Raw genomic sequence first — 18,855 nt, 5'->3', positions numbered from 1 at the left:
GCCGTCCGACTGTCGGACGGCCGACACCGGAATGCGTGTTTCCGCTCCGGCTCCGCAGGCAACCCGGGCACCGTCCGACTCCGACGCGACGGGAGGGCCGCATGACCCTCACAGTGCAGCAGCTCCACATCCGCTCCGGACCGCGCGCCCTGCGCATCGGCGTGCTCGGCTCCTACGGCGGCTTCAACATCGGTGACGAATCGATTCTGACGTGCGTGCTGGGCTGCCTGCGGGCCCACCGCCCGGACGCCCGGCTGATCGTCTTCAGCCGCGACGCCGAGCACACCCGCGCCCACCACGGCTCCGCCGACGAGGTGGTGGCCTGGGAGAACGTCGCCCAGCGGCAGGTGCTGGACGCCCTGGCCGGCTTGGACCTGCTGGTGCTGGGCGGCGGCGGCATCCTCTACGACGGCGAGGCGCGCCGCTATCTGCGTCTGGTGCGGGCGGCGCAGAACCAGGGCGTGCGCACCTTCGCGTACGCCGTCGGGGCCGGCCCGCTGCGCGAGCCCGACGACCGGGAGGCGGTGCGCACCGCCCTGCACGCCATGGACGACGTGGTGGTCCGGGACGAGGAGTCGCGGCTCGTCCTGGAGGAGGTCGGCCTGGAGCGGGACGTCACGGTCACCGCCGACCCCGCCCTGCTGCTGTCCGCCGAGCCGTTCACCGCGCGGATGATGCTCGGCGAGGGGATCCCCGGCGGGCGGCGGCTGGTGGGGATGTCCGTGCGCGAGCCCGGCCGGGCCGCGGAGAAGCTGGACGAGGGCGATTACCACGCGCTCCTCGCCGACGTGGCGGACTTCCTGGTGCGGCGGCTGGACGCCCATGTGGTGTTCATGCCGATGGAGCGCCACGACGTACGGCACGCGCACGCCGTGCTGTCCCACATGAGCGCACCGGACCGCGGGCGCATCCTGCACGGTTCGTACAGTCCGGGCCAGGTGCTCGGCTTCATGCGCCATCTGGACCTGGCCGTCGGCATGCGGCTGCACTTCCTGATCTTCGCGGCCCTGTCGGGGCTGCCGGTGCTGCCGCTGCCGTACGCCGGGAAGGTCTTCGACTTCGCGCGCCGTACGGGTGCGCCGGGCCTCGTGGGTGTGGCCCGGGAGCAGGCCGGGCTGCTGCTGGCGGAGGTGGACCGGCTGTGGGACGAGTTCCCGCAGCGGCGGGGCGAGCTGCGGGGCCGTGTCCAGCAGCTGTGCGAGCAGGCTCGGGAGACCTGTGTGCGCTGCGGGAACCTGCTCGACGCCATCGACGGCGGCGCGGCGGGGGCGGTGAAGGTGACGCACCTGTGCGCGCGGGGTGTCGTCCGGAGCGGGGCGCGGAAGGCGGGCGTGGCCCCGTGAGGTGAGGTCCGGGGGACGGCGGTGGGCGGCGGCATCGGGATGTCGCCGCCCACCGCCGTCCCCCGGACCCGCTCAGTGGCCGCTGACGGCGTGCGGGGTGTACGGCCGTTCGAGGCCCGCGGCCTCCTCGTCGGTGAGTTCGAGGTCGAGGGCGGCGATCGCGTCGTCCAGGTGCTTCGGCCTGGTCGCACCGACGATGGGCGCGGCGACGGTGTCCTGGCGCAGCAGCCAGGCGAGGGCGACCTGCGCGTACGGGACGCCGCGCGCCGAGGCGACGCGCCCGACGGCGTCGACGATCTCCCGGTCGCCCTCCTGGTAGAGGGTGCTGCCGAACTCGTCGGTGCGGCTGCGCTCGGTGTCGGTGTCCCACGCGCGGGCCAGCCGGCCGCGGGCGAGCGGGCTCCAGGGCAGCGTGGCGACCCGCTGGTCCGCGCAGAGCGGGAGCATCTCGCGCTCCTCCTCGCGGTAGAGGAGGTTGTAGTGGTTCTGCATGGAGACGAACCGCGTCCAGCCGTTCAGCCCCGCGGTGTACTGCATCTTGGAGAACTGCCACGCGTACATCGAGCTGGCCCCGATGTAGCGGGCCTTGCCCGCCTTGACGACGTCGTGCAGCGCCTCCATCGTCTCCTCGACCGGGGTGGCGGGGTCGAAGCGGTGGATCTGGTAGAGGTCCACGTGGTCGGTGCCCAGCCGGCGCAGACTGTTGTCGATCTCCGTCATGATCGCCTTGCGGGACAGGCCGTGGCCGTTGGGGCCCTGGTGCATGGCGCCGTTCACCTTGGTCGCGAGGACGATCTCGTCGCGGCGCGCGTACTTGGCGAGGGCCCGGCCGACGATCTCCTCGCTGGTGCCGTCGGAGTAGACGTTGGCGGTGTCGAAGAAGTTGATCCCGGCGTCCAGGGCGCGGCGGATCAGCGGGAGCGACGCCTCCTCGTCCAGGGTCCAGCTGTGCGGACCGCGGTCGGGCTGCCCGAAACTCATGCAGCCGACGCAGATCCGGGACACGTCCAGCCCCGTCGCACCGAGTTTCACGTACTTCATGGTCACGCCTCCTGTCATCGGGTGGTGCACCTGAGGTGCAGCGTACGGGGGTGGCAGGAGGGGAACGGGGACGGCACCGCTCAGACGCGGTAGCGCCGCAGGGCCGGTGTCACCGTCGCGAGGAGCAGCGTGCCGGCCACCACGAGCAGGCCGCCGCCCACGACGGCCGCGCGGGGGCCGAGCGCCGAGCCGGCCGTGCCGTGCAGCACGTCGGCCAGCCGGGGTCCGCCCGCGACCACCACCGTGAACACGCCCTGCATCCGGCCGCGCATCTCGTCGGTCGCGGCCGACAGCAGGATCGCCCCGCGGAAGACCATGGAGACCATGTCGGCCGCTCCGGCGACGACGAGGAAGGCGGCCGCGATCCACAGGCTGCCGCTCAGCCCGAAGCCCGTGATGGCCACGCCCCAGGCGATCACCGCCGCGATGACCATGAGCCCGTGCCGGCGCGCCCGGGAGAACGTGCCCGAGAACAGCCCGCCCAGCACGGCCCCCACGGGGATCGCCGCGAACAGCAGGCCCAGCGCGAGCCCCTCGCCGTAGGGCGCGTAGGTCTCGGCGGCCAGCTGCGGGAAGAGGGCGCGGGGCATGCCGAGGACCATCGCGATGATGTCGGCGAGGAAGGACAGCAGGAGCACCTTGTGCAGCGAGATGTAGCGGAACCCCGCGACGACCTCCCGCCACCCGGCCCGCCGCTTCCCCGCCTGGCCCAGCGGCGGCAGCGCCGGGAGCCGGTACACCGCCCAGATGGTGGCGCACAGGGCGATGGCGTCGATCAGGTACAGCTCCGCGAGACCCACCACGGGGATCAGGGCCCCGGCGAGCAGGGGGCCGGCCACGAGGCCGGTCTGCATCACGGTGGAGCCGAGCGCGTTGGCCGCGGGCAGTTCCGCCGCGGGGACCAGGCGGGCGATGGAGGCGGTACGGGCGGGTGAGTTGAGGCCGAAGAACGCCTGCTGGAGGGCGAGCAGCAGCATCAGTACCGGGACCGAGCCGAGCCCGAGATACGCCTGCACCCAGAACAGCAGCGAGGTGACCGCGATCCCGGTGTTGGTGATCAGCAGGAGCGTGCGGCGGTCCATGCTGTCGGCGACCGCGCCGCCCCAGAGCGCGAACACCATGAGCGGCAGCAGGCCCGCCAGGCCGGCGTAGCCGACCCAGGCCGAGGAGCCGGTGATGTCGTAGATCTGCTTGGGCACCGCGACGGCGGTGAGCTGGCTGCCGACCGCCGTGACGACGGTCGAGGTCCACAGCCGGCGGTAGGCGGGACGGCGCAGCGGGCGGGTGTCCATCGCCCAGCGGCGCCACCCGCGGACAGGGGGCGCCTCCGCCCCCGGGTCACGCGGTGCGCCGTCGGTCCTGCCGGCGCTCGTCCCGCTCGTGACGCTGTTCCCTCCCGTGACGCTTTTCCCGCTCGTCCCGCTGGTGTCGCTCGTGTCCACGGACATCCTGGTTGCTCGATACATCTTTCTGTTCGTGAGCCACTATCCCCCAGTCGGCGGACGGTACGAAATCCGGTACGCGGCCGGTGAGCGGGAACGACGCCCTACAGCGCCCTGGCGATCAGCGTGCTCCCGAAGACGAACATGGTCGCCGCGACCAGGGCGTCCAGCACCCGCCACGCCGACGGCCGGGCCAGGGTGCGGCTGAGCAGCCGGGCGCCGAACCCGAGCGCGGCGAACCAGCACAGGCTGGCGAGGGCGGCCCCGAGACCGAAGGTCCAGCGCAGGTCGCCGCGGTCGGCCGCGAGGGAGCCGAGCAGGACCACCGTGTCGAGGTAGACGTGCGGGTTGAGCCAGGTCAGCGCGAGGCAGGTGAGGACGGCCCGGCGGCGTGACGTCGTCGTGCCGGGCTGTGCGTGCAGCGCCCCGGCGGGCCGCAGCGCGCGCCGCGCGGCCAGCACTCCGTACACCAGCAGGAACACTCCCCCGACCACGCTCACCGCGGTCAGCGCCGCCGGCCAGGCCACCACGACGGCGCCGACACCGCCGACGCCGAGCGCGATCAGCACCGCGTCGGACAGGGCGCAGATGCCCACGACGGGCAGCACCGCGTCCCGGTGGATGCCCTGTCTGAGGACGAAGGCGTTCTGGGCGCCGATGGCGACGATCAGGGAGAGGCCGGTGCCGAACCCGGCTGCGACGGCGGTCACTGCGCTGTTCACCCGCTCGACGCTAGATCGGCGCGGGACAACAGTACAGCTAAGGATTCTTACGTACCCTTAGTTCTCGTGATGCTCTCATGATGCGGGAACTCCCCCTCGACCTGGTCCGCACCCTGCTCGCCGTGGTGGACGAGGGCACGTTCGACGCGGCGGCCCGCGTTCTGCACGTCACGCCGGGCGCGGTCAGCCAGCGGGTCAAGGCGCTGGAACAGCGCACGGGCCGGGTGCTGCTGGTCCGTTCCAGACCGGTGCGGCCGACCGAGTCCGGAGAGGTGATCGCCCGGTTCGCCCGCCAGCTCGCCCGTCTGGAACAGGACGCGCACGCCGCGCTCGGCATGGACGGCTCCGCGGAGTCCGCCCGGCTCTCGATCGCCGTGAACGCGGACTCGCTCGCGACGTGGTTCCTGCCCGCCCTCACCCGGGTGCCCGACGGGCTGCGTCCCTCCTACGAGCTGCACCGCGAGGACGAGAGCAACACGGCACAGCTGCTGCGCGAGGGGCTGGTGATGGCCGCGGTCACCTCCTCGCCGGACGCGGTGGCCGGATGCCTCGTACGCGCCCTGGGCGGGATGCGGTACGTGCCCGCCGCCGCGCCCGCCTTCGCCGGGCGGTGGTTCGGCGCGGGCCGGGACGTGCCGTTGCGGGAGGTGATCGCGGACGCGCCGGTGGTGACGTTCGACCGCCACGACGACCTCCAGGACGCGTTCGTCCGCGAGCTGCGGCACGGCGGCCGGGCGAGCGCGCGACGGCACCTCATGCCGACCTCGGAGGGGTTCGTCACCGCCGTGACGGCCGGACTGGGCTGGGGCATGGTGCCCGCGGCGCAGGCCGAGCCGCTGCTGCGCGCCGGCCGGCTGGTGCGTCTGGCGCCGGACCGCGACGTCACGGTCCGGCTGTACTGGCAGCAGTGGAGGCTCGACTCCCCCGCCCTCACCGCGGTCGCCGACGCCGTCGCGGCCACGGCGGCGGAGGCGCTCGACCCCTGAGACCGGCCTCTGGCCCCGGCTTGGCGGAACCGCTCGCTCCGGGACACCATGCCCGCATGAAGAGTGATCTTTTCTCGGGCGAGCACCTCGTACAGCCGGCCTCCGCACCGGGCATGAGCGTGCAGAACGCCAAGTCGATCAGATACGTCGTCGACGGCGAGATGCTCGCGCGGCAGGGGTCGATGATCGCCCACCGGGGGAGTCTGCAGTTCGAACGCAAGGGCCAGGGCGTGGGCGGCATGCTCAAGCGGGCGGTCACCGGCGAGGGGCTGCCGCTGATGACGGTCCGCGGGCAGGGCGAGGCATGGTTCGCGCACGAGGCACAGAACTGCTTCGTCGTGGACGTCGAGCCCGGCGACGTGTTCACCGTCAACGGGCGCAACGTGCTCTGTTTCGACGCGACCCTGGCGTACGAGATCAAGACCGTGAAGGGCGCGGGCATCACCGGCGGCGGCCTGTTCAACAGCTCCTTCACCGGGCAGGGCAGGCTGGGACTGGTCTGCGACGGCACCCCGCTCGTCATCCCGGTCTCGCACCACCAGCCGGTGTTCGTCGACACCGACGCCGTGGTGGGCTGGACGGCGCGGCTCAGCACCTCGCTGCACCGGTCGCAGTCCTTCGGCTCGATGATCCGCGGGGGTTCCGGGGAGGCCGTGCAGCTGAAGCTGGAGGGCGAGGGCTTCGTCGTCGTACGGCCGAGCGAGGCGACGCCGCAGAAGGCCCAGCAGGCCTGATCCGGGGGTTCACGCCGGGGCGCGCGGGTACCCGGGCACGGCGAACGTGAGGTATCCGCACCCTAGGAGGAAGCAGTGTCGCAGGTAGAGGAGTCCGTCGAGGTCGAGGTCCCGGTGACGACGGCGTACAACCAGTGGACGCAGTTCGAGTCCTTCCCCCACTTCATGAGCGGGGTGGAGAAGATCGAGCAGCGTTCCGACACGCTCACGCACTGGGTGACCAATGTGGACGGGGTGCGCAGGGAGTTCGACGCGGAGATCACCGAGCAGAAGCCCGACGAGCGGGTCGCGTGGACCACGGTCGGCGGCGAGGCCCGGCAGGCCGGCGTCGTGACCTTCCACCGCCTCGGCGAGGGGCGCACGAAGGTGATGCTCCAGATGGATTTCGAGCCCCACGGCGTCACCGAGAAGGTCGGCGACATGCTCGGCATCGTGAAGCGGCAGGCCAAGGGGGACCTGGCGCGCTTCAAGGAGTACATCGAGGAGCGGGGTCGCGAGACCGGGGAGTGGCGCGGCACCGTGGAGTGACCGTCCCGCTCGACGCCGGTCGATGCAGGAGGGCGGGGAGCGTGCCACGCGCTCCCCGCCCTCCTCTCGTCGGTCTACGCCTCCGCCCGGCCCGCCGTACGGCACTCCGGGTGGCCCCAGCCCTGGTCGTTCCTGGCGATCTGCTCCCCCGCGGCGTACGAACGGCCGCAGACGCAGCGGCCCGGGAACTTCGCCTTGAGGGTGCGTGACGAGGAGCCGCGACGGGCGGCCGGCTTGCCGGACCGCGCCGCGGGGACGCGGCGGGTGGCGGCCGACGGCGTGTCGGGCGAGGGCGGCGGCTCCGGTGAGCCGAGGGCGCTGCCCGCGGGTTCCTGGACGAGGGCCGCCTGGCTCGCGGCACGGTCGGCGAAGTCGTTGAGGCGGTCGCCGTCGGCCTGGTGGGCGGGGACGTAGCGGAACTCCACCGAGCGGCCGGCGAGCAGCTCGTCGATGCGGGCGACCAGTTCCTGGTTGGCGACGGGCTTGCCGGAGGCGGTCTTCCAGCCCTTGCGCTTCCAGCCGGGCAGCCAGGTGGTGACGGCCTTCATCGCGTACTGCGAGTCCATCCGGATCTCCAGCGGGACGTCCGGGGCGACGGCCGTGAGCAGTCGTTCCAGGGCGGTCAGTTCCGCGACGTTGTTCGTGGTCCTGCCCAGCGGGCCGGCCTCCCAGCGGTCGGGGGTCTCCGTACCGTCGGCGACCACCCAGGCCCAGCCGGCCGGTCCGGGATTGCCCTTCGACGCCCCGTCACAGGCGGCCACTACACGTTCCAGCATGGCACCGATCATGCCATGCGCGGACACCCGTCCGGCCCACGGGGCCCGCGGGCCGGACGGGCCCCGTACGCGCGTGGTCAGGCCACCTCGTGCGCCTTCGGGATCTCGCCCCGCGCGGTGTCCGGGTCGATGACGGAGAACAGGGCGCCGTGCGGGTCGCCGATCGTCGCGAAGCGGCCGAACGGACTGTCCGCCGGGCCGAACCGCGAGACGGCACCCCACCGGGTCGCCCTCGCGACCGTGGCGTCGCAGTCCTCCACGGCGAAGTACGGGTTGATGAACGGCGGCACGTCGGGCAGGAAGTCGTCCGGCATCCGCATCCGGCCCAGGACGGTGTCCCCGTCGACGTCGAAGAGGCGGAAGTCCACCTCCGGGTCGTCGAGCTGCTTCGCCCGGTAGCCGAAGACGGCCGGGAAGAACGCGTCCGACTTCCCGGGTTCGCGGGTGAAGATCTCCGACCAGCAGTAGGCGCCGGTCACGCCCGTCGTGCCGAAGCCCTCGTGGGTGCCGGCCTGCCAGACGCCGAAGACGACGCCGCCCGGGTCGCGGGCCAGCAGCATGGCGCCGAGGTCGTCGGCGCGCATCGGTTCCAGCAGGATCTCGCCGCCGTGCTCACGGATGCGGGCCGCGGTGGCCGCGACGTCCGGGGAGGCGAGGTAGACGCACCAGGCGGCCCGCTCCTCCTGGCCGGGTATGGGCGGCACGACGGCGGCCACCGCGTGGCCGCCGGTGCAGGCCTGGGTGTAGGTGCCGTAGTCGGTCTGCAGGTCGCGGAACGTCCAGCCGAGGACGTCGCCGTAGAAGCTCTTCGCCTCCTCGGCGTCACGGGACATCACGTCGGCCCAGCAGGGGGTTCCCTCGGGTGGTACGGCCATGGCTGCGGCTCTCTTCGCTTCGAAGGATGGTTCTGCTGTCCTGTTTCACGCTAGCCAGGCCGGGACGGCGCCGTGCCCGGATGGACAGACTGCACGAGACTGGTGTCCGGCACGGGAACCCCGCCGGTGACGGGGCGGCCGGAGAGGCCGGGGAGGTCCCTGATGATGCGTGCGTGGCAAGTGGTGCGGCCCGGGCCCGTCGAGGGCGAGCCGCTGCGGTTCACCGGGAGGCCGGTACCCGTGCCGCGCGCCGACGAGCTGCTCGTGCGGGTCCGCGCGTGCGGCGTGTGCCGGACCGACCTGCACGTGAGCGAGGGCGATCTGCCGGTGCGCCGCCCCGGGGTGACACCGGGTCACGAGGTCGTGGGCGTGGTGGCCGGGATGGGCGGGGACGTCCGCGGGCACGCGCCGGGCGACCGGGTGGGGGTGGCGTGGCTGCGGCGCACGGACGGCTCGTGCCGGTACTGCGCGCGCGGGGCCGAGAACCTGTGCCCGGCCTCGGAGTACACGGGCTGGGACGCGGACGGCGGGTACGCGGAGTACACGACGGTGCCGGCGGCGTTCGCCCACCGGCTGCCGGAGGAGGTCGACGACGTGGCGGCGGCGCCGCTGCTGTGCGCCGGGATCATCGGGTACCGGGCGCTGCTGCGGGCGTCGCTGCCGCCGGGCGGACGGCTCGGACTGTACGGGTTCGGCGGAAGCGCCCACCTGTGCGCACAGGTGGCGCTCGCCCAGGGCGCGACCGTGCATGTGATGACCCGTGGCGAGAGTGCGCGTCGGCTCGCGCTGGAGCTCGGCTGCGCGTCCGCGCAGGGGGCGTACGCCGCGCCGCCGGAGCCGCTGGACTCCGCGATCCTGTTCGCTCCGGCCGGGGAGCTGGTGCCGGTGGCGCTGCGGGCGCTGGACCGGGGCGGGGTGCTGTCGGTCGCCGGCATCCACCTCGGCGACATCCCTCCGCTGCACTACGCGAGCGAGCTCTTCCAGGAGAAGGAGTTGCGCAGCGTCACCTCCAACACCCGTGCGGACGCGCGGGAGTTCCTGGCCCTGGCGGCCCGGTACGGCGTACGGGCGACGACGCACACGTACCCGCTGTCCGAGGCGCTGCGTGCCCTCCGGGACCTCAAGGCCGGGCGCTTCGACGGGGCGGCCGTGCTGGTGAACGAGCCGCCGGCCCGGCACTGACCGTCGGCCGCCGGTCCGGGTCTGGTACTTTCAGCCGCGCTCGTACTGTTGTGCCTGTTTCCGTGTCCCCCCGAGTCGTCAGGCGTCCCGTGTCCGGTCCCCGCATCCGCCGTACGGCGCCGACGCGTGCCCGGACCCCGTGGGGGCGGGTGCTGCTCGTCCTCCTCATGGTGTCGGCGACGTTCGCGCTGTTCTGCGTGGACGCGCCCACGGAGCGGGCCACCGGGGGCGCGGCCCCGGCGGCAGCGGTGTCAGCGGCGTCCACGGTGGACGCGACCGGTTCGGAGATGCGTGCGGCCGCGGGCCCGGCACACCACGCCGGCCGGCAGCCCTGCGAGGAGGACCCCGGCGGCCACCACTGCCACGGGCCGGCCCACCACGGTGTGGCGGCGCAGGCGCCGCTCGTCGGGGCGGACCGCTCCACCGCGCCCGGGCAGCCCGTGAACGGCCCCGTCGGCCGGTCCGTCGGCCCGTCCCGGGAACCGGGCGCCGCCCGCCCTCCCGATCTCCACCAGCTCCAGCTGCTCCGGGTCTAGACAGCCCGGCCGCTCCGGCCGCGCATCCGACCCGAAGACCACCGCAGCACCGCCCTGCCGGACGAGACGGCACGGCGGGGAGAAGGACATGCCATGGGTTCGTCGAACCACAGGAACAAGACCGCGGCGCGCCGCGCCCGTATCGAGGAGCTCCGCCGCGCCGAGCGGGCCCGCGAGCGGCGCAACCGGCTGCTCACGATCGGCACCGCCACTGTGATCATCGCGGGTCTCGCCGGCGGCGGGTGGTACCTGCTCGACGCCGCCGAGCAGCGGGAACAGGCGGCGGCAGCACCGATCGACGGCGTGCAGACCTGGTCGGACCTGTCCCAGAACCATGTGACCACGACGGTCGACTACCCGATGAGCCCGCCGGTCGGCGGCGACCACAACCAGATCTGGGTGAACTGCGACAAGCAGGTCTACACGACAAAGCTGCCGGAGGAGAACGCCGTGCACGCCCTGGAGCACGGCGCCGTCTGGGTCACGTACAACGACACGGCGGCCGAGGCCGACGTCGAGGAGCTGACCGACCGGGTACGGCGGACGACGTACACGTTCATGAGCCCCTACGAGGACCAGTCCGCACCGATCGTGCTCAGCGCGTGGGGGCATCAGCTGAAGGTGGACTCGGCGTCCGACGCGCGGATCCAGCGGTTCCTCGACACGTACGTGCAGGGCGAGCAGACGCCGGAGCCGGGTGCCGCCTGCACGGGGGGCCTGGCCGTCTGAGGCCGCCGGGGCGCCCGCCGAACCGGCCGGGTGCCCCCGTGTCCGTCGTGTCTCTTCCGCCCGTGGGCGCGGCTGTGCTTGCCTGCTGGGAGCCGTTGGGTGGCCGGGGACGGGAGTGGCCGTATGCGCAAGCCGCGGATCATGGGTCTGGTACTGGCCTGCGCGCTGCTGGGTGCCTGCGGGGACCCGAGCGGAGGGGACGGGAAGCCCGCCGGTCCGACGGTCACGCACCGCGGGGCCGCGCTCCCGTCCCCGTCCGGGGCGGCGCCGGCCTCCGGCGCGGCCCCGGACCGCGCGGCCGCCCCCGCGAAGGCACCCGTGGTCCTCTACCTGGGCGACTCCCTCGCCATGGAGAACCAGGAGGTGCTGGGGCGGGAGCTGCGCGACGCCGTCGGCGCCCGCTACCGCGCCGTCCCCTACTCGGGCACCACCCTGTGCGACTACCTGGAGGGCACCGCCGCGAGATCGCTGGTGCCCGCGCGGGACAAGGCCGCCGCCCTGGTCCGCGCGCTGCGCCCCGACTACGTGGTGCTGCAGTTCTGGGGCAACGCGTGGGGCTACACGCCCTGCATGGACGGTGTCGCCCACGACAGGGCGAAGGACGCCTACGTCACGCGGTACGCGGCCGACGCCGAGCGGCTGACGCGGCAGATCGCGGACGCGGGGCGCGCCGGGGGTGCCGGGGGTGCCGGGCGCCCGCGTGTCGTCTGGGTGCTCCAGGGCCCCGACCCGGTCACCCCGGACCGGGTGCGCCGCGTCAACGCCGTCTACGAGAGGCAGGCGGGCGCCTCCGGTGATCTCGTCGCCGACGCGGGCGCGGCGGTCAGCCCGGCCTCGGCCCGCTACACCTGGGCGCAGTACCTGCCGTGCACGGAGTACGAGCGGGAGCACCCCGAGTACTGCACCGGGCCGGGTCCGGGCCGTGCGGCCCTGCACCGCGACGACGACCACCTGCACTTCTGCCTGGCGCCGATGCCGTCGGCGCCCCGTCCGTGCCCGGTCCGCTCCCCGGGGACACTGCGCATGGCCCGCGCGATCGCCCAGGCCGTCGCGGACGACGTCACACGCCGGTCCCCTGCTCCTCCGACCGCTCCCTCGCCTGCTTCTTCGACGCCCTGAGACTGGTCACGGTGGTCACCGCGAGGACCAGCACGATGAAGCCCAGCGAGAACGGGATACCGATCTCGGGCACGTGCACGCCGGACTCGTGCAGCGCGTGCAGCACCAGCTTGACGCCGATGAAGCCGAGGATGATCGACAGCCCGTACGAGAGGTGCACCAGCCGCTTCAGCAGCCCGCCGATGAGGAAGTACAGCTGACGCAGGCCCATCAGGGCGAACGCGTTGGCCGTGAAGACGATGTACGGGTCCTGCGTCAGCCCGTAGATGGCGGGGATCGAGTCGAGCGCGAACAGCACGTCGGTGGAGCCGATCGCGAGCATCACGACCAGCATCGGCGTCATGACGCGCTTGCCGTTCTCCTCGATCCACAGCTTGGTGCCGTGATAGCGGTCGGCCACACCCAAGCGCCGCTCGATGGTCTTGAGCAGCTTGTTCTCCTCGTACTCCTCGTCGTGACCGCCCTTGCGGGCGTCCTGGACGAGCTTCCAGGCGGTCCAGATCAGGAAGGCACCGAAGAGGTAGAAGACCCAGGAGAAGGTGGAGATGATCGCCGCGCCGGCCGCGATGAAGGCGGCGCGCAGGACGAGCGCCATGATGACCCCGACCATCAGCACGCGCTGCTGGTACTGCGAGGGCACCGCGAACTTCGCCATGATGAGCACGAAGACGAAGAGGTTGTCGACGCTCAGCGACTTCTCGGTGATGTAACCGGCGAAGAACTCCCCCGCCGGGCCGCCGCCGGCGACGGCCCAGAGGCCGACGCCGAAGGCGAGGGCCAGGGCGATCCAGACGGCCGACCAGACACCGGCCTCCTTGACCGACACGTCGTGGGGTCTCCGCCCGATGAAGAAGTCGATGGCGACGAGCACGCAGAGCACTGCGGCGCTCAGTACCCAGCCGGTCAGGGAGACGTTCACGGTTCCTCCGGGGCCTGTGGGGCGGCTGTCAGCACTTCTGGTGCCCGCATCACTTCCACCCAGACCCCGGGAACGACACCTCTCGCTACTCCCCCGCGTAGGCCCTCTCCAGTACGGGCAGGTCGAGCTTGCTCATGGAGTACATGGCACGGGTGACCCGGGCCACCTTCTCCGTGTCCGTGTCCTTGACCATCTCCAGGAACCGGACGGGGACGACCTGCCAGGACACCCCGTACCTGTCCTTCAGCCAGCCGCAGGGGCCGGGCTCGCCGCCCTCGGTGAGCCTGTTCCAGTAGTGGTCGACCTCGTCCTGGTCCGCACAGTGGATCTGGAACGAGACCGCCTCGCTGAAGGTGAACTGCGGGCCGCCGTCGAGGGCGACGAACTTCTGCCCGTCGGCCTCGAACTCGACGGTCATCACGGAGCCGGCGCGCGCGGCCGGGGCATCCCCGGGGGCGTCCCCGGTGTAGCGGGTCACGTGCCCGAGCCGGGAGTTCTTGAAGATCGAGACGTAGTGGGCGGCGGCCTCCTCGGCCTGGCCGTCGAACCACAGGCAGGTGGTGAATCCGTACGCGGTCACGGGTGCCTCCTCGGGGCGGAAGTGTCGTCACCCGTACAGACCGGGCCGCGCCCCCTGACTCATCGCTCGCGCGGACGATTTCTCCGCGCCCTGTCCGCTCTGCCCGTGGCGAATCTGCCGCAGGCAGAGGAACCCCATGTCGGAGGGGTCGCCGGGACAGAGTGGACGGGACGGCACCACGACCCACCTGGAGGACCGATGACTCCGTCTCGCATCGCCGCCGGCCCGGCGGCACCCCGGGCCGAGGAGGGGGACACCCCGCCCTCCCGGTTCGACGACCATCTGGCCGCACAACTCCTCGCCCAGCGGATCGTCTTCCTCGGCACACAGGTCGACGAGGTATCCGCCAACCGGATCTGCGCCCAGCTGCTCCTGCTGTCGGCGGAGGACCCGCACACCGACATCAGCCTGTACATCAACAGCCCGGGCGGCTCCGTGCACGCGGGGCTCGCCATCTACGACACGATGAGGCTGATCCCGAACGACGTGTCGACGCTGGCCATGGGCTTCGCGGCGAGCATGGGCCAGTTCCTGCTCAGCGTGGGCACGCACGGCAAGCGGTACGCCCTGCCGAACGCGCGCATCATGATGCACCAGCCGTCGGCGGGCATCGGCGGCACCACCGCGGACATCGAGATCCAGGCGGAGAACCTGGAGTTCACCAAGCGGACCATCGAGCGGATCACCGCCGAGCACACCGGCCAGAGTCCGGAGACGATCTCCCGGGACGGCGACCGCGACCGCTGGTTCACCGCCGGGCAGGCCAAGGAGTACGGCATGGTCGACCACGTCGTCACCTCGCTGGACTCGGTACGGCCGGCCACGACACGACGCAGGATGGGGCTGTGACCATGGGCTCGTACACGATTCCGCACGTCGTCGAGCGGACTCCGCAGGGCGAGCGGTCCTACGACGTGTTCAGCCGGCTGCTGTCGGAGCGGATCATCTTCCTCGGCACCGAGATCGACGACGGGGTGGCCAACGTCGTCATCGCCCAGCTGCTGCACCTGGAGTCGGCGGCGCCGGAGAACGAGATCGCGATCTACATCAACTCGCCCGGCGGATCGTTCACCTCGCTGATGGCGATCTACGACACGATGACGTTCGTCCAGGCGCCGATCTCCACCTTCTGCGTCGGGCAGGCGGCCTCCACGGCGGCCGTGCTGCTCGCGGGCGGCGACCCGGGCCGGCGCTTCGTACTGGAGCACGCGCGCGTGCTGCTCGGGCAGCCCGCGAGCGGCGGCCGCCAGGGAACGGTCTCGGACCTGGCCCTCCAGGCGCAGGAGATGGTCCGGATCCGCTCCCAGGTGGAGGAGGTCCTCGCCCGGCACACGCACCACGACGTCGCGGCGCTCCGCGCGGACATGGACCGGGACAAGGTCTTCACCGCCGCGGAGGCCGTGGCGTACGGGCTGGCCGACGAGGTACTGAGCCGACGGCTCGTGGGCGTCTAGAGGCGGGGGTCCCGGCCCCGGCCGGGACCCCCGGTCAGGCGGCCAGGCAGAGGCCGTCGTACGAGGACGTGGCGGTCGTGGTCCGGCCGGCCGCCGTCCGCGCGGGCGCCGGGCGCACGGTGCTCGTGAGGGCGCGCGCCCTCGTCTGCCGCGCCAGTTCGCCGTGGACGCGGGCGAGCAGATCACCGAGGCCGAGCCCGAGGGCACGGGCGGCGGCCGCGAGCACCTCCGAGGAGGCCTCCTTGCGGCCCCGCTCCAGCTCCGAGAGGTAGGGCATCGAGATGCGCGCCGCCTCCGCCACGTCCTTCAGGGTGCGCTCCTGCGCGAGCCGTTCCCGCCGCAGCACGTCACCCACGAGGTCCCGCCACAGGGGCTCCCTGGCGGGTTCCCCGGTGGGAGGTGCGGCCGGCTGTCCGGCGGGGTGTCCGGCACCCGCCGGGCGCAGCGGGAGAACACGGGCTTCGTCCGGCGCTTGGCTCCTCTGATCGCTCACTTCTCCAGCCTAGGAGCCGAGGGCGCCGGGGGAAGTGGATCGCGTTCCGCTCTCAGGGAACGGCCGCAGCGTGGCCGGAATCTCCGGGCCGGCCGCCGGGTCAGGCGGCAGGAGTGCTGATCGCCTGGGCCGTGCGCTGCATACGGAGGGCGTCGACGGACTCGGCGAGCAGCTCGTACTCGGTGGTGTCGTCACTGGTGGCGACGCGGACCAGGTTGCCGGCCGCCAACTCCTCGGCGACGTACTCCTGTTCGGTGACGTTACCGCTCCACGCCCGCAGGACGCCGGGGACGTCCGGAACGCCGTCCGCCACCGGGACGATCGCGTTCGGGGGGTAGTGCGGATTGCCGGGGCGCGGGTCGAGCCGCTCGGCGATCCACAGGGCGCGGTCGCGCATCCACCACAGGGCGAGGGCCAGGGTGGGGGCTCGGTACGTCCCCAGCGGCACGCCCACACGCCGGCCGCCGCACATCCCGTACGCCGTGACATGGCACAGGAATTCGTCGTGCACGTTCGCTCCCCCATCGCAGCCGACCGCCGATCCGGCTCCGTACGTTTGCGCCCAGGTTGTCGTACACGTCGGGCGATGAGTTGATCACGCACGGTGATGCGGGTGGTTCATGGCTCAAGCGCCCTGCATTTCGAGTATCGCCACTCCTGACACTCCGTAACCACATGTTTCAAGCCAGTCTCCGGACGCATAAGCCCCGCCGACTGGCCGGAACAACACGGGTCCCCTGGTCACGGCCCGCCTCGGATCCGGTCACATGACCCGCGAGGTAATCGACGTCACCGCACGCCCCCGGCACAGTGGTGGCACTGGCTCACGGTGGCACACGCCGGCGCACGATCCGGCTCGCGCCGCCCACCGACGATTCGCCTGGGGGTTGACCGACCATGTCCATGAGCACGGAGCGTCACGAGAGCGTCGTGGCCCGCTATCTGGCCGTCTGGAACGCCGGCGCGGAGGAGCTGGACTCCGCTGTCGCCGACGTCTTCGCCGAGGACGGCACGTACACCGACCCGATCGCCGACGTCCGGGGCCGGGAGGAGCTCGCGGCCGTGATCACCGCGACGCACAAGCAGTTCCCCGGCTTCACCTTCCGCCTCGCCGGTGCCGTCGACGGGCACCACCACGTCGCCCGCTTCAACTGGGAGCTGACCGACGGGAGCGACGGTCCGGCGCCGGTCGTCGGCTTCGACGTGATCACGCTCGACGACGAGGGGCGCATCCGCAGCGTGTACGGGTTCTTCGACCGGGTGCCGTCCGGGGCCGCGTAGCACGCCCGGAGCGCCGGGGTCCGCCCCCCTGCGGCAGGCGGCGGACCCCGGCGCTCCGGTACGGGCGGGGACCCTAACCCGCCGTCCTGATCACCGCGTCGATGCGGGCCAGTTCCTCGGCGTCGAAGTCCAGGTTGCCGATGGCCGCCACGCTGTCCTCGAGCTGCCGGGGGCTGCTCGCGCCGACCAGGGCGGAGGTGACGCGGCCGCCGCGCAGCACCCAGGACAGCGCGAGCTGGGCGAGGGACTGGCCGCGGGACTTGGCGATGTCGTCCAGCTCGCGCAGCTGCCGTACGAGGTCCTCGGTGACCTTGTCCGCGCTCAGGAACGGGCTGTCGCCCGCGGCGCGCGAGTCCGCCGGGATGCCGTCGAGGTAACGGCCCGTCAGCAGCCCCTGCTCCAGCGGCGAGAACACGATCGAGCCGACGCCCAGCTCCTGAAGGACGTCCAGCAGCCCGGTGTCCTCGGGGCGGCGGTCGAGCATCGAGTAGCGGGGCTGGTGGATCAGCAGCGGGGTGCCCAGCTCACCCAGGATGCGGGCGGCCTCGCGGGTCTGCTCGGGCGAGTAGTTGGAGACGCCGACGTACAGCGCCTTGCCCTGCTGGACCGCCGAGTGCAGGGCACCCATCGTCTCCTCCAGGGGAGTCTCCGGGTCCGGGCGGTGCGAGTAGAAGATGTCGACGTAGTCCAGGCCCATGCGCGAGAGGCTCTGGTCGAGCGACGACAGCAGGTACTTGCGCGAACCCCATTCGCCGTACGGGCCCGGCCACATGAGGTAGCCCGCCTTGGTGGAGATCACCAGCTCGTCGCGGTACGGCGCGAAGTCGTCCCTCAGCGCCTCGCCGAAGGCGGACTCGGCGGCGCCGGGCGGCGGGCCGTAGTTGTTCGCCAGGTCGAAGTGCGTGACACCGAGGTCGAAGGCGCGGCGCAGGATGGCGCGCTGGGTCGTGACGGGCCGGTCGGGGCCGAAGTTGTGCCACAGGCCGAGCGACAGCGCGGGCAGCTTCAGTCCGCTGCGTCCGGTGCGCCGGTAGGGCATGTCCGCGTAACGGTCGGGGTGTGCGGTGTACAACGCGTACTCCTCGGGAGGATGGGACGAACCAGTGCCGGACGCCCGGATGCCAGGTGCCGGATGCCAGGTGCCGGATGCTCACTCTGGCCTGCCGGTGGCCAGCGGTCCAACAGGAGAATCGGATGGGATTCAGCGCCTAGGCTTCTCAATCGTGGAACTCCGTCATCTCCGGTACTTCGTCGCCGTCGCCGAGGAGCAGCACTTCACCCGGGCGGCCGAGCGCCTGATGGTCTCGCAGTCGGGTCTGTCCGCCTCGGTGCGCGCCCTGGAACGGGAGCTGCGGGCACCGCTGTTCGTGCGCACCACGCGCCGGGTGACGCTCACCGAGGCGGGGCGCGCCCTGCTCGACGAGGCCGAGCGGATCCTCGACCGGGTGCGGGCCGCGCACGAGGCGGTGGCCGCGGTGCAGGGCGTCCTGCGGGGCACGCTGTCCGTGGGCGCCGAGCAGTGCCTCGCGGGGGTGCACGTGGCCGGTCTGCTCGCCGCGTTCCGGCGGCAGCATCCGGACGTGGAGGTGCGGCTGCGGCAGGCGGGGGCGGGCACGCTGGCGGACGAGGTCGCGGCGGGCCGGCTCGACCTCGCCTTCGGGGTGCGCACGCGGGCGGACGACGAGCAGCTGCGGTCCGTGTCACTGACCAGCGAGGCGATGGTCGTGCTCTGCCCTCCGGCGCACCGCCTCGCGGCGGCCGGAGCCGTCCTGACGCCCCGGGACCTGGCCGGCGAGACCTTCGTCGACTTCCATCCGGACTGGGGACCGCGCCGCACCACCGACGCCGCCTTCGTCTCCGCGGGCGTCCACCGGACGGTGGCGCTGGAGGTCAACGACGTGCACACGCTGCTGGACCTGGTCGACGAGGGCCTCGGCGTCGCGGTGGTGCCCCGGCACTTCCGCCACAAGCGGCGCACTCTCGCGGCCCTGCCGCTGAAGGGCACCGGCGGGACGGAGTACGAGACGGTGGCTCTGCTGCCGCCCCTTCAGGACACCAGCCCGGCGGCCCGGGCCCTGATGCGGCTGCTGGACGACCGGACGCGGCAGCGCTGAC

Annotated in this window: 22 protein-coding genes; 12 read left to right on the top strand and 10 right to left on the bottom strand. The window is 72.5% G+C overall.

Annotated features, from left to right (window positions below):
- Nucleotides 1-101 precede the first annotated feature (101 nt).
- Entirely contained in the window at nucleotides 102-1,343 is a 1,242-nt protein-coding gene (locus tag IEZ04_RS09540; RefSeq protein WP_189216294.1) for a polysaccharide pyruvyl transferase family protein, read from the top strand.
- Nucleotides 1,344-1,415: 72 nt separating this feature from the next.
- On the opposite strand, the gene IEZ04_RS09535 is transcribed toward IEZ04_RS09540, so the two are convergent.
- From IEZ04_RS09535 to IEZ04_RS09525, 3 genes are all read right to left on the bottom strand, one after another.
- Nucleotides 1,416-2,384, bottom strand: a complete 969-nt coding sequence (locus IEZ04_RS09535; protein WP_189216293.1) for an aldo/keto reductase — start codon at nucleotides 2,382-2,384, stop codon at nucleotides 1,416-1,418.
- Nucleotides 2,385-2,464: 80 nt separating this feature from the next.
- Nucleotides 2,465-3,826 (bottom strand): MFS transporter, encoded by a 1,362-nt coding sequence (locus IEZ04_RS09530; RefSeq protein ID WP_373296280.1) that lies wholly within the window; start codon nucleotides 3,824-3,826, stop codon nucleotides 2,465-2,467.
- A gap of 104 nt (nucleotides 3,827-3,930) precedes the next feature.
- A complete protein-coding gene (locus tag IEZ04_RS09525) occupies nucleotides 3,931-4,548 on the bottom strand; it encodes a LysE/ArgO family amino acid transporter (protein WP_189216291.1) in 618 nt (205 codons plus the stop codon).
- A gap of 77 nt (nucleotides 4,549-4,625) precedes the next feature.
- Here IEZ04_RS09525 and IEZ04_RS09520 point away from each other — a divergent pair, with 77 nt between their 5' ends.
- The 3 genes from IEZ04_RS09520 (at nucleotide 4,626) to IEZ04_RS09510 (ending at nucleotide 6,796) form a co-directional block, all read left to right on the top strand.
- Complete coding sequence (locus tag IEZ04_RS09520) at nucleotides 4,626-5,534, top strand: LysR family transcriptional regulator ArgP (RefSeq protein WP_189216290.1); 909 nt, start codon at nucleotides 4,626-4,628, stop codon at nucleotides 5,532-5,534.
- Nucleotides 5,535-5,590: 56 nt separating this feature from the next.
- A complete protein-coding gene (locus IEZ04_RS09515; RefSeq protein ID WP_189216289.1) occupies nucleotides 5,591-6,268 on the top strand; it encodes an AIM24 family protein in 678 nt (225 codons plus the stop codon).
- A gap of 75 nt (nucleotides 6,269-6,343) precedes the next feature.
- Complete coding sequence (locus tag IEZ04_RS09510; RefSeq protein ID WP_189216288.1) at nucleotides 6,344-6,796, top strand: SRPBCC family protein; 453 nt, start codon at nucleotides 6,344-6,346, stop codon at nucleotides 6,794-6,796.
- A 74-nt stretch (nucleotides 6,797-6,870) separates the two neighbouring features.
- On the opposite strand, the gene IEZ04_RS09505 is transcribed toward IEZ04_RS09510, so the two are convergent.
- Together IEZ04_RS09505 and IEZ04_RS09500 are read right to left on the bottom strand one after the other, a co-directional pair.
- Complete coding sequence (locus IEZ04_RS09505) at nucleotides 6,871-7,584, bottom strand: ribonuclease H family protein (RefSeq protein WP_189216287.1); 714 nt, start codon at nucleotides 7,582-7,584, stop codon at nucleotides 6,871-6,873.
- A gap of 65 nt (nucleotides 7,585-7,649) precedes the next feature.
- Nucleotides 7,650-8,447, bottom strand: coding sequence for a VOC family protein (locus tag IEZ04_RS09500; protein WP_189216286.1), 798 nt, complete (start codon nucleotides 8,445-8,447; stop codon nucleotides 7,650-7,652).
- Nucleotides 8,448-8,612: 165 nt separating this feature from the next.
- On the opposite strand from IEZ04_RS09500, the gene IEZ04_RS09495 reads away from it, so the two are divergent.
- The 4 genes from IEZ04_RS09495 to IEZ04_RS09480 all read left to right on the top strand — a co-directional run bounded on the left by IEZ04_RS09495 (nucleotide 8,613) and on the right by IEZ04_RS09480 (nucleotide 12,013).
- Entirely contained in the window at nucleotides 8,613-9,629 is a 1,017-nt protein-coding gene (locus IEZ04_RS09495; RefSeq protein ID WP_189216632.1) for a zinc-binding alcohol dehydrogenase family protein, read from the top strand.
- 89 nt (nucleotides 9,630-9,718) lie between these two features.
- On the top strand, nucleotides 9,719-10,165 hold the full coding sequence (locus IEZ04_RS09490) for a hypothetical protein (protein WP_189216285.1): 447 nt from the start codon (nucleotides 9,719-9,721) through the stop codon (nucleotides 10,163-10,165).
- Nucleotides 10,166-10,258: 93 nt separating this feature from the next.
- Entirely contained in the window at nucleotides 10,259-10,894 is a 636-nt protein-coding gene (locus IEZ04_RS09485; protein WP_189216284.1) for a thioredoxin-like domain-containing protein, read from the top strand.
- 123 nt (nucleotides 10,895-11,017) lie between these two features.
- A complete protein-coding gene (locus IEZ04_RS09480; protein WP_189216283.1) occupies nucleotides 11,018-12,013 on the top strand; it encodes an SGNH/GDSL hydrolase family protein in 996 nt (331 codons plus the stop codon).
- On the opposite strand, the gene IEZ04_RS09475 is transcribed toward IEZ04_RS09480, so the two are convergent.
- A complete protein-coding gene (locus IEZ04_RS09475; protein WP_189216282.1) occupies nucleotides 11,955-12,932 on the bottom strand; it encodes a TerC family protein in 978 nt (325 codons plus the stop codon). The genes IEZ04_RS09480 and IEZ04_RS09475 overlap by 59 nt on opposite strands.
- Nucleotides 12,933-13,017: 85 nt before the next feature.
- Entirely contained in the window at nucleotides 13,018-13,512 is a 495-nt protein-coding gene (locus tag IEZ04_RS09470; RefSeq protein ID WP_189216281.1) for a VOC family protein, read from the bottom strand.
- Between the two features lie 198 nt (nucleotides 13,513-13,710).
- Here IEZ04_RS09470 and IEZ04_RS09465 point away from each other — a divergent pair, with 198 nt between their 5' ends.
- Both IEZ04_RS09465 and IEZ04_RS09460 read left to right on the top strand, forming a co-directional pair.
- Nucleotides 13,711-14,361 (top strand): ATP-dependent Clp protease proteolytic subunit, encoded by a 651-nt coding sequence (locus IEZ04_RS09465; protein WP_189216280.1) that lies wholly within the window; start codon nucleotides 13,711-13,713, stop codon nucleotides 14,359-14,361.
- Between the two features lie 2 nt (nucleotides 14,362-14,363).
- Nucleotides 14,364-14,966, top strand: coding sequence for a ClpP family protease (locus IEZ04_RS09460; RefSeq protein WP_189216631.1), 603 nt, complete (start codon nucleotides 14,364-14,366; stop codon nucleotides 14,964-14,966).
- Between the two features lie 34 nt (nucleotides 14,967-15,000).
- Here the strand turns inward: IEZ04_RS09460 and IEZ04_RS09455 are convergent, their stop codons facing one another.
- On the bottom strand, nucleotides 15,001-15,459 hold the full coding sequence (locus IEZ04_RS09455; RefSeq protein WP_229820914.1) for a helix-turn-helix domain-containing protein: 459 nt from the start codon (nucleotides 15,457-15,459) through the stop codon (nucleotides 15,001-15,003).
- A gap of 100 nt (nucleotides 15,460-15,559) precedes the next feature.
- A complete protein-coding gene (locus IEZ04_RS09450; protein WP_189216279.1) occupies nucleotides 15,560-15,970 on the bottom strand; it encodes a hypothetical protein in 411 nt (136 codons plus the stop codon).
- Nucleotides 15,971-16,356: 386 nt separating this feature from the next.
- Here IEZ04_RS09450 and IEZ04_RS09445 point away from each other — a divergent pair, with 386 nt between their 5' ends.
- Nucleotides 16,357-16,740, top strand: a complete 384-nt coding sequence (locus IEZ04_RS09445) for a nuclear transport factor 2 family protein (RefSeq protein ID WP_189216278.1) — start codon at nucleotides 16,357-16,359, stop codon at nucleotides 16,738-16,740.
- 73 nt (nucleotides 16,741-16,813) lie between these two features.
- Here the strand turns inward: IEZ04_RS09445 and mgrA are convergent, their stop codons facing one another.
- Nucleotides 16,814-17,812 carry an L-glyceraldehyde 3-phosphate reductase gene (gene mgrA / locus IEZ04_RS09440; protein WP_189216277.1) on the bottom strand — a complete coding sequence of 333 codons (999 nt, stop codon included), beginning with the start codon at nucleotides 17,810-17,812 and terminating at the stop codon, nucleotides 16,814-16,816.
- Between the two features lie 151 nt (nucleotides 17,813-17,963).
- Here mgrA and IEZ04_RS09435 point away from each other — a divergent pair, with 151 nt between their 5' ends.
- The gene (locus tag IEZ04_RS09435) at nucleotides 17,964-18,854 is read left to right on the top strand and encodes a LysR family transcriptional regulator (RefSeq protein WP_189216276.1); all 891 of its coding nucleotides are present in this window, start codon (nucleotides 17,964-17,966) and stop codon (nucleotides 18,852-18,854) included.
- The last annotated feature ends 1 nt before the right edge of the window (nucleotide 18,855 follow it).

This window comes from Streptomyces ruber, from assembly GCF_014648075.1.
Taxonomy (GTDB): domain Bacteria; phylum Actinomycetota; class Actinomycetes; order Streptomycetales; family Streptomycetaceae; genus Streptomyces; species Streptomyces ruber.
Note: the sequence above shows the minus strand (reverse complement) of the source record. Positions and strands in the feature narration are given on the sequence as shown.